General features: G+C 65.8%; 11 protein-coding genes. 7 read left to right on the top strand and 4 right to left on the bottom strand.

What is annotated here, in order from left to right:
- Positions 1–4: 4 nt before the first annotated feature.
- From tviB to coq7, 3 genes are all read right to left on the bottom strand, one after another.
- Complete coding sequence (gene tviB / locus CLM73_RS24225) at positions 5–1,282, bottom strand: Vi polysaccharide biosynthesis UDP-N-acetylglucosamine C-6 dehydrogenase TviB (RefSeq protein ID WP_105240588.1); 1,278 nt, start codon at positions 1,280–1,282, stop codon at positions 5–7.
- A 92-nt stretch (positions 1,283–1,374) separates the two neighbouring features.
- Complete coding sequence (locus CLM73_RS24230) at positions 1,375–2,481, bottom strand: MraY family glycosyltransferase (protein WP_056325286.1); 1,107 nt, start codon at positions 2,479–2,481, stop codon at positions 1,375–1,377.
- A 779-nt stretch (positions 2,482–3,260) separates the two neighbouring features.
- A complete protein-coding gene (coq7, locus tag CLM73_RS24235; RefSeq protein WP_105240589.1) occupies positions 3,261–3,938 on the bottom strand; it encodes a 2-polyprenyl-3-methyl-6-methoxy-1,4-benzoquinone monooxygenase in 678 nt (225 codons plus the stop codon).
- A gap of 123 nt (positions 3,939–4,061) precedes the next feature.
- Here coq7 and CLM73_RS24240 point away from each other — a divergent pair, with 123 nt between their 5' ends.
- The 4 genes from CLM73_RS24240 to CLM73_RS24255 all read left to right on the top strand — a co-directional run bounded on the left by CLM73_RS24240 (position 4,062) and on the right by CLM73_RS24255 (position 8,623).
- Positions 4,062–4,505 carry an OsmC family protein gene (locus CLM73_RS24240; protein WP_105240590.1) on the top strand — a complete coding sequence of 148 codons (444 nt, stop codon included), beginning with the start codon at positions 4,062–4,064 and terminating at the stop codon, positions 4,503–4,505.
- Between the two features lie 114 nt (positions 4,506–4,619).
- Entirely contained in the window at positions 4,620–5,591 is a 972-nt protein-coding gene (locus CLM73_RS24245) for a thymidylate synthase (RefSeq protein ID WP_105240591.1), read from the top strand.
- 407 nt (positions 5,592–5,998) lie between these two features.
- Entirely contained in the window at positions 5,999–8,062 is a 2,064-nt protein-coding gene (locus CLM73_RS24250) for a putative bifunctional diguanylate cyclase/phosphodiesterase (RefSeq protein WP_105240592.1), read from the top strand.
- 75 nt (positions 8,063–8,137) lie between these two features.
- The gene (locus CLM73_RS24255) at positions 8,138–8,623 is read left to right on the top strand and encodes a dihydrofolate reductase (protein ID WP_105240593.1); all 486 of its coding nucleotides are present in this window, start codon (positions 8,138–8,140) and stop codon (positions 8,621–8,623) included.
- 14 nt (positions 8,624–8,637) lie between these two features.
- On the opposite strand, the gene CLM73_RS24260 is transcribed toward CLM73_RS24255, so the two are convergent.
- Complete coding sequence (locus tag CLM73_RS24260) at positions 8,638–10,056, bottom strand: PLP-dependent aminotransferase family protein (RefSeq protein ID WP_105240594.1); 1,419 nt, start codon at positions 10,054–10,056, stop codon at positions 8,638–8,640.
- A gap of 158 nt (positions 10,057–10,214) precedes the next feature.
- On the opposite strand from CLM73_RS24260, the gene CLM73_RS24265 reads away from it, so the two are divergent.
- The 3 genes from CLM73_RS24265 to CLM73_RS24275 all read left to right on the top strand — a co-directional run bounded on the left by CLM73_RS24265 (position 10,215) and on the right by CLM73_RS24275 (position 14,881).
- On the top strand, positions 10,215–11,540 hold the full coding sequence (locus CLM73_RS24265; protein WP_199778195.1) for an aspartate aminotransferase family protein: 1,326 nt from the start codon (positions 10,215–10,217) through the stop codon (positions 11,538–11,540).
- A 105-nt stretch (positions 11,541–11,645) separates the two neighbouring features.
- Positions 11,646–13,139 carry a CoA-acylating methylmalonate-semialdehyde dehydrogenase gene (locus CLM73_RS24270; RefSeq protein WP_105240595.1) on the top strand — a complete coding sequence of 498 codons (1,494 nt, stop codon included), beginning with the start codon at positions 11,646–11,648 and terminating at the stop codon, positions 13,137–13,139.
- A 230-nt stretch (positions 13,140–13,369) separates the two neighbouring features.
- Positions 13,370–14,881: a M81 family metallopeptidase gene (locus tag CLM73_RS24275; protein ID WP_105240596.1), complete on the top strand. Its 1,512-nt coding sequence runs from the start codon at positions 13,370–13,372 to the stop codon at positions 14,879–14,881.
- Positions 14,882–14,883 lie beyond the last annotated feature (2 nt).

Raw genomic sequence — 14,883 nt, forward strand, 5'->3', positions numbered from 1 at the left:
CCTTTTACAGACGCAGGTCGGATTCAGCGGGCGACAGCACGTACTTCAGGTCGTACAGGATATGTTGCGGCTTGCCGAGCTTGCGGATGCCTTCGGCGCCCATGTCCTTGAACTGGTTGTGCGCGACGGCCAGGATCACGGCGTCGTACTTGCCCTCGTCGGGCTTGGACACGGGGGTCAGGCCGTATTCGTGCATGGCTTCGTCGGCGTCGACCCACGGGTCGTAGATGTCCACGTCGACGTTGTAGTCGCCCAGTTCACGGACGATGTCCACGATGCGCGTGTTGCGCAGGTCGGGGCAGTTTTCCTTGAAGGCCAGGCCCATCACCAGCACGCGCGCGCCCTGCACGTGGATGCGGCGCTTGGTCATGCACTTGACCAGCTGCGACACCACGTAGCTGCCCATGGAGTCGTTCAGGCGGCGGCCCGCCAGGATGATCTCGGGGTGGTAGCCGATGGACTGCGCCTTGTGCGTCAGGTAGTACGGGTCCACGCCAATGCAGTGACCGCCCACCAGGCCCGGACGGAACGGCAGGAAGTTCCATTTGGTGCCGGCGGCCTGCAGCACGGCTTCGGTGTCGATGCCCATCTTGTTGAAGATCAGGGCCAGTTCGTTGATCAGCGCGATGTTCACGTCGCGCTGCGTGTTTTCGATCACCTTGGCGGCCTCGGCCACGCGGATGCTGGACGCCTTGTGCGTGCCGGCGGTGATGATTTCCTTGTACAGCTGGTCGACCAGGGTGGCGATTTCCGGCGTGGAGCCGGAGGTGACCTTCTTGATCGTGCTGACGCGGTGTTCCTTGTCGCCCGGGTTGATGCGCTCGGGGCTGTAGCCGGCAAAGAAGTCCACGTTGTACTTCAGGCCCGACACGCGCTCCAGAACCGGCACGCAGTCTTCCTCGGTGGCGCCGGGATAGACGGTGGATTCATAGATGACGATGTCGCCGCGCTTGAGCACCGCGCCGATCGTTTCGCTGGCCTTGACCAGCGGGGTCAGGTCCGGCTGCTTGTATTCGTCGATGGGGGTGGGCACGGTCACGATGAACACGTTGGCCTCGCCCAGTTCGGCGCGTTCGGCGGTGTAGCTCAACTGCTTGGCTTCGGCCAGTTCGGCGTCGCTGACTTCCAGCGTATGGTCGTGACCCGCCTTCAGCGCGTCGATGCGGCGCGTGTTGATGTCAAAGCCAATGACGGCGCGCTTCTTGCCGAATTCAACGGCCAGGGGCAGCCCGACGTAGCCTAGGCCGACGACAGCGAGTTTCACATCCTGGATTCGCAACATAACTCTCCCTTCACCGTAGAACGTGTACGGCATTTTAAAGATGAACTGGTGATGGATACCGAGCCCCCGGCGGCGATCGCCGGGGCACTCAACTAATCGGTGGTTCGCAGCACGGATGGCAACAACAGCCAACCCGGGCGGCGCCAGGAGACCAGGCGCGCGTACAGCCAGATATAGACACTGGCAAAGACAACGAGGCTGGCGCTCAGGGCCCAGGCGTTGTCCCACCAGATCGTGGCCGGCACCAGCCCGATCAGCGCCAGGACCCACATGTACGGGGACGCCAGCGCATTGCAAAGCGCGGGGACGGCATGGCGCCGACCGCGGCTGAAGGTAACCCGGACCAGCCGGCGGAACACAAGCTGGTGCAAGTGCAGCGCATCGGGCTGGTCGACCGGCACGCCACGCTTGAAGCGGCGGCGCCAGATCGAGAAACCGGTTTCGAATACGGGGTAGAACAGGACCGCCAGGGCGTAGAACGGCGACACCGACGGGTTGCGCACGACCAGCAGCACGGCCAGTTCGGCCAGCATGAAGCCCAGGAAGTACGCGCCGCCATCGCCCAGGAACACGCGTCCGAACGGGAAGTTCCACACCAGGAAGCCCAGGGTTGCCGACGCCAGCGCCGCGGCCACCAGGAAGATCGGCACGTCGCCGACCTGCAGGGCAACGAGGCTGATCGACACCGCCATCAGGGTGGCGACCATGCCGGCCAGGCCGTTCATGCCGTCAACGATATTCAGGGCATGGGTACAGCCACCCACCGCGAACATGGTGAACAGTAGCGACACCGGCCAGAATGACAACACGTAATCCACAGGGGCCATGCCGACGCGGCTGACGCCGCCCAGCAGCCACCACGCGATGGCCGCGGACAGAAAAGCGGCCAGCAAACGCTTGCTGGCGCCGATGTCCTTGGTAATGTCTTCAAGGAGGCCGGCCACGAAAACGGGCAACGCCGCGACGAAGAGCGCGGGCCACAGCCAGGTAAGGGTCATGTTGCTGGGTCCGAGGACCAGCAGGCCAGCCAGCGTACCGGCAAGCACCGCCAGACCGCCGACGCGAGGCGTCGCGCGGGAATGATTGGCTTGGGGCTTGTTGAGGTCGCTATCGCCGGTAAAAGCGCCATGCCAGCGCTCGGACGCCACGATGAGTCCCCCCACCATGAACGCGACCACGCATATATACAGCCAGGTCACTGGATCACCTCTGGTTGGTCTATCGAGACAGGCCCGCCATTATCGGAGGCAGGTGTAACGCCCATATATGGGAGGGATAAGGAAGTGCAATTCCGAGGCACAGAACGTAACGCGCGCAGGCGGGCTATCCGTCCGCCGCGCATGTGACTGGAACGCGCTGGCGCGAGAGCGCCTGGCAGTGCTGGTTTCATGTGGGGGATTGTAGAGCGTTCCGCCTCTGGGAACGCGAAATATGCAAGGGAAAACGCGAAGGCCCATGGGGCCGCACGGCGTCGCGCTGCGCAGGCTTTTGCCGTCATCGCTTACAAATAGGGACGCAACGATTCAGGGCAAAAAAAAGCCCGAGATCGTGAGATCTCGGGCTAAATCCACCAAAGGAGGAGGGTGGAGGAGACAACCGTGGCATGTTGGGAGCGGGACTTCAGCTCGCTGCGCTTCCGGGGTTTTCACCGCGCCGTCTGCGTTTCAACATCCAATGACTGAATAGTACCTACGTTTATTGTGCGTTGCAAGATTTTTTTTGATCTATTTTCTGGGCTGCCCGTCGCGTTGCTTTTTCGCTGCAAGAATCCCGCCCGCCCTCTGGAAACCCGCACCAATCAATGCCCTGGCCAAAAACGGGGTTTTTGCCGAACGGGTTTTCCCCTTTCGGAATAACCCTGTACGACAGCGGGTAATCCCACCCTGCCCACCGCACCAAAATGGTGCTTTACGCACCACGAGGCGGCCAAATTTGCGCATTGCAACATTTTTTGCAGATGCGGTTTCAGGTCCGCCGCTCAGATCCAATACGCGGTGGTCGTCATCACCTTGGACATGGCGCGCATAGCCAGTTTCACGGGCGCGGGCAGCGGTACGCCCCCCGCCTGCTCGGCGCTGGCGCGATGCTGGGCCTCGTCGTCTTTCATTTTCGTGACGATCTGGCGCGAACGTTCGTCCTGCACCGGCAAGGTGCGCAGGTGTTCGTCCAGGTGGGCCTCGACCTGCTTTTCGGTTTCGGCCATGAAGCCCAGATTACGCGGCACGCCGGCCACGCTGGCCATGACGCCCAGCGCGAACGAGCCCGCGTACCAGACCGGATTGAGCAGGCTGGGCCGGCTGCCCAGTTCTTTCAGGCGCTCGTTGCACCAGACAAGGTGGTCGACTTCTTCGGCGGCGGCGTTCAGCAGCAGCGCACGCGGGCCGGACTCCTTGCACACCGACGCCTGTCCGCGGTACAGCGCCTGGGCGCAGACCTCGCCGACGTGGTTGACCCGCATCAGGCCGGCCGCGTGGCGCTTTTCCTGCGCGGACAGGGCTTGCGGCGATTCCTGCGCGGTGGCGGGGTAGGCCCGGCCGGCGCTGGCGCTGCCCGAAAGCACGCGCAACGCACGGTCGGTCTCGGCCAGCAAGGCATCCAGGGGACCGGGGCGGCGCCGCAGGGAAACGGGGCCGGATTTGGACAACGTGGTGGACATGGCAACTCCTAGGCAAAGCGGACGCGCTGCACCCCTGATGCAGGGTGGGGTTCTCCTGCCCGGGATTGTACGCAACGGGTATCATCAGCCATTGACTGCGCTCAAGCTCAAGGACTCACTGAAATGGAATGCACGATCGACTGGGGCGGCCCCACCGGGATGCTCTTCACTGCCAGCACGGGTAGCGGCCACGTGGCCGTGATGGACGGCGCCGTGGACGGCGGCGGCCACAACCTGGCGCCCCGCCCCATGGAAATGCTGCTGGCCGGCACGGGCGGCTGCACGGCCTATGACGTGGTGCTGATCCTCAAGCGCGGCCGCCATGCGGTCACGGGTTGCAGCGTCAAGCTGCAGGCCGAGCGCGCCGGCACCGACCCCAAGGTCTTCACGAAGATTCACTTCGCGTTCACCGTCACCGGCGCCAATCTGCCGCGCGCGGCCGTCGAACGCGCCGTGCAGCTTTCTCACGAGAAATACTGCTCGGCGTCGGCCATGCTGGAAAAGACCGCCGAAATGACGTTCTCCGTCGACATCGTCGACACACAGGAAGCCACCGCTACCGCCTGAGCCGCCCGCGCGGCCGTGGTGTAATTCGGCATTCACCATATATAGGCGCCGCCGCGGCACGTCCGCGGCGGCGCGCTTGCTTCCCGGACCGGGACCGCAGGCACAAGGATCGTCATGAAACAATACCTGGACCTCGTTCAATCCATCCTCGACACCGGCTCGTGGCAGGAAAACCGGACCGGCATCCGCACCCTCAGCATGCCGGGCGCCTCGCTGCGGTTCGACCTGCAGCAGGGCTTTCCCGCCGTCACCACCAAGAAGCTGGCATTCAAGTCGGCCATTGGCGAAATGGTGGGTTTCCTGCGCGCCTCCCGCAGCGCGGCGGAATTCCGTGAACTCGGCTGCAAGGTCTGGGACCAGAACGCCAACGAGAACGCGCAGTGGCTGGCCAACCCCTACCGCGAAGGCCCGGACGATCTGGGTCCGGTCTACGGCGTGCAGTGGCGCCAGTGGCCAGCCTACAAGATGCTGGATGCCAGCCGCCCCGGGCAGATCGATGACGCGCTGTCGCGCGGGTACACCAAGGTGGCCGACCTTGAAGAAGGCGGCGTGCCGAAGGTGCTGCTGTACAAGGCGGTCGACCAGTTGCGGCAATGCCTGGACACCATTCACGAGCGCCCGGGCGACCGGCGCATCCTGTTCCACGGCTGGAACTGGGCGCAGATCGAGGAAATGGCGCTGCCGCCTTGCCACCTGCTCTATCAGTTCCTGCCCAACGCGACGACGCGCGAGATCTCGCTGTGCCTGTATATCCGCTCCAATGACGTGGGTTTGGGCACGCCGTTCAACCTGACCGAAGGCGCGGCGCTGCTGCACCTGGTCGGGCGCCTGACCGGCTACACGCCGCGCTGGTTCACGTATTTCATCGGCGATGCACATATCTATGAGAACCATCTGCCGATGCTGCGCGAGCAACTGACGCGAACGCCGTATGAATCGCCGCGTCTCGTTTTGTCGGACCGCATTCCCGATTTCGCGGTGACCGGCCGCTACGAACCCGAGTGGCTCGAGAAGGTGGAACCCGGCGACTTTTCGTTGTCGGGCTACACGCACCACGCGCCTCTCACGGCCGCCATGGCCGTCTGACCCACGCGCCGGCAGCCCCGGCGCCCGCCTTTCAGGGCAGATCAGCAACACGCCGGACGCCCGTCCGGCGTCCGATTCCTCGCACGTCCCGCCGCAGGTGAAGATTGGTGAGCTTCTGGAAGCGCGATTTCGGTATAACCCATCCCTTAGCCACGGACGCGCGTCCAGCATGCCGCGCGCCCCGTTGCTTTCGACCGGCCCTCTGGACGCGCCACGCCGAGCGCCCGAACCGTGCCGACCGCTGGCGTTGCCGCGCCCAATTCCCCATCCCTATAAATAGAGTGTGAGAAAAGCCAGCGACGAGAGCAGGATCCTCCTTGCGACCGGACTGCAACTGTTGACTACCAATTGAATTGAAAATCGTGCCCCGCGCCGCGGCTGTATGCGCTTAGGACAGGACCCCACAAATGCTCGTTGGAACTTATAACCCTTCGCTCGTCCTCGTATCCCTAGGGGTCGCCATCCTGGCGTCGTATACGGCGCTGGGCATGGCCAACCGTGTGAAGGCATCGAGCGGCCTGCCCGCCGCGAAGTTCTGGCTGGCGGGCGGCGCGTTCGCGATGGGCATCGGGATCTGGTCGATGCACTTCGTGGGCATGCTGGCGTTCAGCCTGCCCATTCCCATGGGCTACGACCTGGCCCTGACCCTGCTGTCCCTGGCCATCGCCATCGGTTGCTCGGCCTTCGCGCTGTGGATGGTCTGCAAGGACGAACTGCCGTGGGGCCGGCTGACCGCGGGCGCGCTGCTGATGGGATCGGGCATCGCGTCGATGCATTACATCGGCATGGCCGCGATGCGCATGTCGCCGGGCATCGACTACGACCCCGCGTGGTTCGCGCTGTCCGTGGTGATTGCGATTGCCGCGTCGGGCGCAGCCCTTTGGATCACCTACCGGCTGCGGCAGGACGCGCCGCGCGTGGCGCTGTCGCGCCCGTTGGCCGCGGGCGTCATGGGGCTGGCGATCGTGGGCATGCACTACACGGGCATGGAAGCCGCGGCCTTTCCGGCGGGCAGCATCTGCATGGCGGCCAACGAGGGCATTTCGGCGGGCTGGCTCGCCATTGCCGTGACCGCCGTCACGCTGAGCGTGCTGGCGATCGCGCTGGTGGTGGCCGTGCTGGACAACCGGCTTGAGGCGCGCACGTCGGCGCTGGCCTCGTCGCTGGCCGAAGCCAATGAAGAGCTGGTGCAACTGGCGCTGCACGACACGTTGACCAAACTGCCCAACCGCATCCTGCTGGAAGACCGGATGGAACAGGCCATCGAAAGCGCGAGCCGCCGCCGGGGCTATTTCGCGGTGCTGTTCTTTGACCTGGACGGTTTCAAGGCCGTCAACGACGCCTACGGCCACCACACCGGCGACGCGCTCCTGATCGACCTGGCGCAGCGCATTCGCCTGGCGTTGCGCACGCAGGACACCGTCGCCCGCCTTGGCGGTGACGAGTTCATCGTGCTGAGCGAGGTGCTGGAGCCCACCGACGCGGCCAACGTGGCGGATCGTCTGATCGACGCCATCGCGCGCCCCGTGACGGTCTACGGCCACGAAGTGCTGGTGACGTCCAGCGTGGGCATTGCCGTCTATCCGAACGACGGCCGGGACACCCATGCCTTGCTGACCAATGCCGACGCGGCGATGTACCACGCCAAGCGGCTGGGCGGCACGGGCTACAGCTTTTTCGAACCTTCCATGAACGCGGACGCGCACGAGCAGATCGAGCTGCTGCACGACCTGCGACTGGCGCAGGAGCGCGACCAGTTCGTCCTGCATTACCAGCCGAAGTACGAAGCGCCGGCCGGCCCCATCATGGGCGCCGAAGCGCTGCTGCGCTGGAACCATCCGACGCGCGGACTGGTCGGCCCGGACCAGTTCATTCCCACGGCGGAAAAGACCGGCCTGATCCTGTCCATCGGCGATTGGGTCATCAACGAAGCCTGCCGCCAGATGCGCGAATGGATCGACGTCGGCCAGGGCCACTGGACCATCGCGGTCAACATCTCGGCGCTGCAGTTTTCGCATTCCAGCCTGGTAGAGACGGTGCGCTCGGCGTTGGCGCGGCATGCCGTCCCGCCCGCCTGCCTGACGATCGAAGTGACCGAGTCGACCGCCATGCGCGACGCGGAAGCCAGCCTGACGGTGCTCAAGCGCCTGTCCGAGCTGGGCGTCACGATTTCCATCGACGACTTCGGCACCGGCTATTCCAGCCTGCTTTATCTCAAGCGGCTGCCCGCGACCGAACTGAAGATCGATCGCGGCTTCGTGAATCAGCTGGACAACGACAACGAGGATGCGGCCATCGTGTCGGCCATCGTGGCGCTGGCGCAGCAGCTCAACCTGCGCATCGTGGCCGAAGGCGTCGAGACGGCCGCGCAGCAGAAATTCCTGACCGGGCTGGGCTGCGACTCGCTGCAGGGTTTTCTGCTGGGCAAGCCCATGCCGGCCACCGAATTCCTGGAACACGCGGCAACCTGACAGGCGGGGCGGTCTCTCGCAATTTGCTACGCTTACGGGGTCGTTCCGGCTCAACCCTTACCGTTGCAAGCACGCATGCCCGCCAGCCTTACCCTGATCGTCGCCTATTCCACCAACCGCGCCATCGGCCGCGACAACGCCCTGCCCTGGAAATTGCCGGGCGACCTGGCGCATTTCAAGCGCAGCACGCTGGGCCATCCCATCATCATGGGCCGCAAGACGTGGGACTCGCTGGGCCGCCCCCTGCCCGGCCGCAGCAACATCGTCATCAGCCGCAATCCCGATTTCAGCGCCGCCGGCGCCATCCTGGCGCCCACGCTGGAGGCCGCGGTGGCCGCCTGCGGCGACATCGACGAAGCCTTCGTGATTGGCGGCGCGCAGATCTATGCGCAGGCCCTGCCGCTGGCCCGGCGCGTGCTGGCCACCGAGGTCCATGCGGACGTCGAGGGCGACGCGTTCTTTCCGCTGCTGCCGTCGTTCCAGTGGAAGGAAACGGCGCGCGAGCCGCAGCCAGCCGAAAACGGCTACGACTACGACTTCGTCACGTATGAACACGCCTGAAGCACTGAGCGGACCTACGCCGCGCCCGCGTTGCGCATGAAGCGCCACAGCGCGGGCGCCGCCGAATACGCCACGTTAAAGCGCACCCACGCCGTGTCGGCCTCGTCCGCGTCAAAGTACGAACCGGGCGCCAGCCAGATGCCGTCCTTGAGCGCCAGCTCCGCCAGCCCATTGGCGCCGCGCTCGCGCCACTGCCCCGCCACCTGCGCCCACAAAAACAGGCCGCCCTGCGGCTTTCCATAAATTTCAAAGCCGTGCTGGCGCATCTGTTCGGCGACTTCGGTGTGCGCCTGGGCCAGCCGCTCGCGGGTGCGTGCGATGTGGGCGCGGTAGCGGCCCTCGCGGATGACCTGATGCACGATGCGCTCCATGATCTCGGGCGTCGTCAGCCCCACCGCCATCTTGGTGCGCGCGATGTCGCGCACCAGATCGCGATGCGCCACCACGTAGCCCACCCGCACCGACGGACTGATGACCTTCGAATACCCGCCCAGGTAGACGACCCGGCGCGCCCCGTCCAGCGCCGCCAGCATCGGCGTCACGCCGGGCGCCAGTTCGCGCGAGATGTCGTCTTCCACCACCCACAGCCCGTGCCGCTCCGCCGCCTGCAGGATGCGGAACGCGTTGGCCATGGTGATGCTGGCGCCCGATGGGTTCTGCAAGGCGGTATTGATGAAGAGCGCGCGCGGCCGGTGCTGGGCCGCCACCCGCTCGAGCGCGTCGCAGTCCAGGCCATCGACCGTGCGCGGCACCGCGATGACGCGTAGACCCGCCAGGCGCAGCAACTGCAGAAGGTTGGCGTAGGCCGGCTGCTCGACGACCACCGTGTCGCCTGGCCGCAGCAGCGTGCGGATCACGGTGTCCAGCCCGTGGGTCACACCCTGCGTCAGCAGCACCTGCGACGCCTCGACCTCCATGCCCTGCGCGCTCAGGCTGGCCGCGATGGTCTCGCGCAGCGGCGCATAGCCGTACGGGTGGCCGTAGTTGGCGATCCGCATCGCGGGCACGCGCCCCATGTGGCGCAGCGCCATGTGCAGTCCTTCTTCGTTCAGCCATTCGCCGGGCAGCCAGCCGCAACCCGACTTGATGGGGATGGAATGGTCGGCAAAGATATCCGACAGCAGCCACCCCGCGTTCAGCCGCGGCGGCTCCCAGGACAGGGGTTCGGCCCGGCGGGCGGGCGCGTCGGGCGATGCCACCCGGTAGCCCGCGCCGGGACGCGCCGCCAGCCACCCCTGCGACACCAGCCGGCTGTAAGCGCTGGCCACGGTGAAGGTGCTGACGCCGTATTGGCGCGCGAACTCGCGGACCGAGGGTAGGGACATACCCGGACGCAGCGTCTGCGCCTCGACGGCGCGCAGGATCGCGGCGACAAGCTGTTCGACGAGGGTGGGCGCGGCCCCGCGGCCGCGGACGGGTTGGAAGTCGATCACGGGCTAACTGTACAGTTGCAACGCTCTCAACTATACAGTTAGCGCCAAATGCGCGGATTGTATATTTTCATTCGCTGCGCGACGTTCCAGAATCGTCCGAATCCCGCTGCCCGCGCGCGTTTCGCGGCGGCTGCGGTTGTCCCCCTTCTGGAGTCACCATGAACGCCCCCGCCCAGTTGCCCGACCTGTCCCATCTCTGGATGCCCTTTACGGCCAACAAGCAGTTCAAGGCCCAACCGCGCATGCTGGCCAAGGCCAAAGGCATGTACTACACGTCCACGGACGGCCGCCAGATCCTGGACGGCACGGCGGGCCTGTGGTGCGTCAATGCCGGCCACGGCCGCGAAGAGATCGTCGAGGCCATCGCCCGCCAGGCCGGCGTCATGGATTACGCCCCGGGCTTCCAGCTGGGCCACCCGCTGGCCTTCGAGGCCGCGACCGCCGTCGCGGGCCTGATGCCGCAGGGAATGGACCGCGTGTTCTTCACGAACTCCGGCTCCGAATCGGTCGACACCACGCTGAAGATCGCCCTGGCCTACCACCGCGCGCGCGGCGAAGGCCAGCGCACCCGCCTGATCGGCCGCGAGCGCGGCTACCACGGCGTTGGCTTTGGCGGCATCTCGGTGGGCGGCATCTCGGCCAACCGCAAGACGTTCTCCGGCGCCCTGCTGCCCGCCGTGGACCACCTGCCCCACACCCACAATATTGAGCAGAACGCCTACTCGAAGGGCCAGCCCGCCTGGGGCGCGCACCTGGCCGAGGAGCTGGAGCGCATCATCGCCCTGCACGATGCGTCGACCATCGCCGCCGTGATCGTCGAGCCCATGGCCGGCTCCACTGGCGTGCTGATTCCGCCCAAGGGATATCTGGAAAAGCTGCGCGAAATCACCGCCAAGCACGGCATCCTGCTGATTTTCGATGAGGTCATCACCGCCTATGGCCGCCTGGGCGCCGCCACGGCCTCCGAGTTCTTTGGCGTGACGCCGGACATCATCGCCATGGCCAAGGGCGTCAGCAATGCCGCCGTTCCCGCTGGCGCCGTGGCCGTCAAGCGCGAAGTGCACGACGCCATCGTCAACGGACCGGCGGGCGGCATCGAGTTCTTCCACGGCTACACGTATTCGGCGCACCCGCTGGCCGCGGCCGCCATCCTGGCCACGCTGGACATCTACCGCCGCGAAGACCTCTTCGGCCGCGCCCGCAAGCTGTCGGGCGCGTTCCAGGACGCCGCGCACAGTCTGAAGGGCGCGCCCAACGTCATCGACGTGCGCAACCTGGGCCTGGTGTCCGGCATTGAACTGGCCCCGCGCGCAGGCGCCCCCGGCGCGCGCGCCGCCGAAGTCTTCCAGCGCTGCTTCGACAGCGGCCTGATGGTGCGCTACACCGGCGACATCATCGCCGTCTCGCCGCCACTCATCATCGACGAGGCACAGATCGGACAGATCTTCGAACAGATCGGCAAGATCCTGAAAGAGGTTGCCTGATCCTTCCTTATCCGCGCGCCCGCACGGCGCGCGGAGCGACAATCGAACATGGGCGGCCCCAGGCCGCCCAGCCGCATTTTTGACGAATCACCGAGCCTTGCATCCATGAAGAAGATTCCCCATTTCATCAACGGCCAGCCTTACGACGGCGGCAACAGCCGTTACGCCGACGGCTTCAACCCGGCCACCGGCGAGATCGCCTCGTCGATCCCGCTGGCGTCCAACGACGACGTGGCGCTGGCCGTGGCCGCCGCCAAGGCGGCCTTTCCGGCCTGGTCCGAGACACCGGCGCTCAAGCGCGCCCGCATCCTCTTCAACTTCAAGGCGTTGCTGGACCAGCACCAGGACGAACTGGCCGAACTGATCACGCGCGAGCACGGCAAGGTGTTCTCGGACGCCAAGGGCGAAGTGATGCGCGGCATCGAGATCGTCGAGTTCGCCTGCGGCATTCCGCAACTGCTCAAGGGCCAGTATTCCGACCAGATCGGCGGCGGCATCGACAACTGGAGCATGCGTCAGGCGCTGGGCGTCGTGGCCGGCATCACGCCGTTCAACTTCCCGATGATGGTGCCGTGCTGGATGTTCCCGGTCGCCATCGCCTGCGGCAACACCTTCGTGCTCAAGCCGTCGGAACGCGATCCTTCCGCGTCCGTGCGGCTCGCAGAACTGCTCACCGAAGCGGGTCTGCCCCCCGGCGTCTTCAACGTGGTCCACGGCGACAAGCTGGCGGTTGACGCGCTGATCTCGCACCCCGATGTCGAGGCCCTGTCCTTCGTCGGCTCCACGCCGATTGCCGAATACATCTACGCCGAAGGCACCAAGCGCGGCAAGCGCGTGCAGGCGCTGGGCGGCGCCAAGAACCACCTGGTGGTCATGCCCGATGCGGATCTGGATCAGGTGACCGATGCGCTGATGGGCGCGGCCTATGGTTCCGCGGGCGAGCGCTGCATGGCCATCTCGGTGGCCGTCGCGGTGGGCGACGTGGCCGACAAGGTCGTCGAACGTCTCACGCCGCGCGTGAAGGCGCTGATCGTCAAGGACGGCATGCAGTCCGACGCCGAAATGGGTCCGCTGGTGACCGCGCAGCACCGCAAGAAGGTGATGGGCTACATCGAAGACGGCGTCGCCAGCGGCGCCGACCTGGTGGTGGACGGCCGCGACCTGAAGGTGGCGGGCAACGAGAAAGGATTCTTCCTGGGCGGCACGCTGTTCGACAACGTGAAGCCCGCCATGAATATCTACCGCGAAGAGATTTTCGGACCGGTGCTTTGCATCGTGCGCGTGCCGGATTTCGCCAGCGCGGTGGAGCTGATCAATGCGCATGAGTTCGGCAACGGCGTAGCGTGCTTCACGTCCGACGGCGGCGTGGCGCGCGCGTTCGCCCGCCAGATCAAGGTCGGGATGGTGGGCATCAACGTGCCGATCCCCGTGCCGATGGCATGGCATTCGTTCGGCGGCTGGAAGCGCTCGCTGTTCGGCGACCATCATGCGTACGGCGAAGAAGGCATCCGTTTCTACTCGCGCTACAAGAGCGTGATGCAACGCTGGCCCGACAGCATCGCCAAGGGCGCCGAATTCACCATGCCCGTGGCTAAGTGACGCCCCCCCCCGAGGCGCGTAGCGCCTCCCCCCAGGGGGCGTCGCAGCGGACCGGCGGAGCCCGGATCCGCGCGACCGCGCTTCGGCAGGGGTTGCCAAATTGTGGCGCTGTGCCCCGCACGCTGTGCCTCGTATTGAGATGCAAACGGCGGCTTAGCGTCATGCAGCACTGAAACAGGCGCGGCGCTTCGCCGCGTCTTCCGAGTATCTGTACGACAAGGGGAAACCTGATGCGCATCGGGATCGGCGGCTTTCAGCATGAGACGAATACGTTCGCGCCATCGCGCGCGGCGTGGGAGGATTTTGCGGACAAGGGTGGGGGGTGGCCGAAGCTGGTCAGTGGCCCCGCGATGTTCGAGGCGGTGGCGGGCGCCAACATTCCGGTGGCGGGATTTATCGAGGCCATGGGGCAGCATGCCTTGATACCGACGACGTGGGCAGCGGCCAGTCCCTCGGGGCATGTGACGCGGGATGCGTTCGAGCGCATCAGCGCGATGATTCTGCAAGGGTTGTCGCAGGCGATGCCGCTGGATGGCGTGTATCTGGATCTGCACGGCGCCATGGTCACCGAGCATCTGGATGATGGCGAGGGCGAGTTGCTCAAGCGTGTGCGGGAACTGGTCGGCCCCAACGTGCCGATCGTGGCCAGTCTGGACCTGCACGCCAATGTGACCCGCGCGATGGTGCGCCATGCCGATGCGCTGGTCTGTTATCGCACCTATCCCCACATCGACATGGCCGAGACCGGGCAGCGCGCCGCCGGCCTGCTGGCGCAGCGTCTGGGCGGGATGCCGCGGCATTATGCGGCCCTGCGCAGCCTGCCGTTTTTGATTCCGTTGTGCTGGCAGTCCACCGACATCGAGCCGGCGCGCAGCCTGTACCAGTTGGTGGGCGATCTTGAGGCGCGTGGCGCGGCCAGCGTTTCCTTTGCGACCGGGTTTCCGGCCGCGGACTTTCCCGAATGCGCGCCCACGGTCTGGGCCTATGGCATCACGCAAGCCGAGGCCGATGCCGCCGCCGACGAGATGACGCGCGCGGTCATGAATGCCGAGCAGGACTTCGGCGGCAAGCTCTACACGCCGGACGACGCCGTTCAGGAAGCGATGCGGCTGGCGCGTGATGCATCCAAGCCCGTGGTCATTGCCGACGCGCAGGACAACCCCGGCGCGGGCGGCAGTTCCGACACCACAGGCCTGCTGCGCGCGCTGATCCGCCACGATGCGCGCGATACGGCCATTGGTCTGATTGTGGACCCCGCCGCCGCGCTGGCCGCCCATCGAGCCGGTGCAGGCAACACGGTGCGGATTGCACTGGGTGGACACTCGGGTATTCCCCACGACGAACCGCTGGACACCGAGTTCATCGTCGAGAAAACTTCGGAAGGACGCTTCGATACGCATGGCGCGTTCTATCGCGGCTTTCACATGGATCTGGGCCCCAGCGCGTGCCTGCGCATCGGCGGCGTGCGCATCATCCTGGCCTCGAACAAGGTGCAGATGGCCGACCAGGAGATGTTCCGGTTTGCGGGCGTTGAACCCACGCGCGCCGCGATCCTGGTGGTCAAGAGTTCGGCGCACTTTCGCGCCGATTTCACGCCCATCGCGCACACGATTCTGGTGTGCGCGGCGCCCGGTTCCATGCTGATGGATGCGGCAAAACAACCATGGACACGGTTGCGTCCGGGCATCAGAATGGCGCCTTGCGGGCCGGTGTTCGACGGCCGGACCGCAGCGACAGCCTGACC

The sequence above is a fragment of the Achromobacter spanius genome, from assembly GCF_002966795.1.
GTDB lineage: Bacteria > Pseudomonadota > Gammaproteobacteria > Burkholderiales > Burkholderiaceae_B > Achromobacter > Achromobacter spanius_D.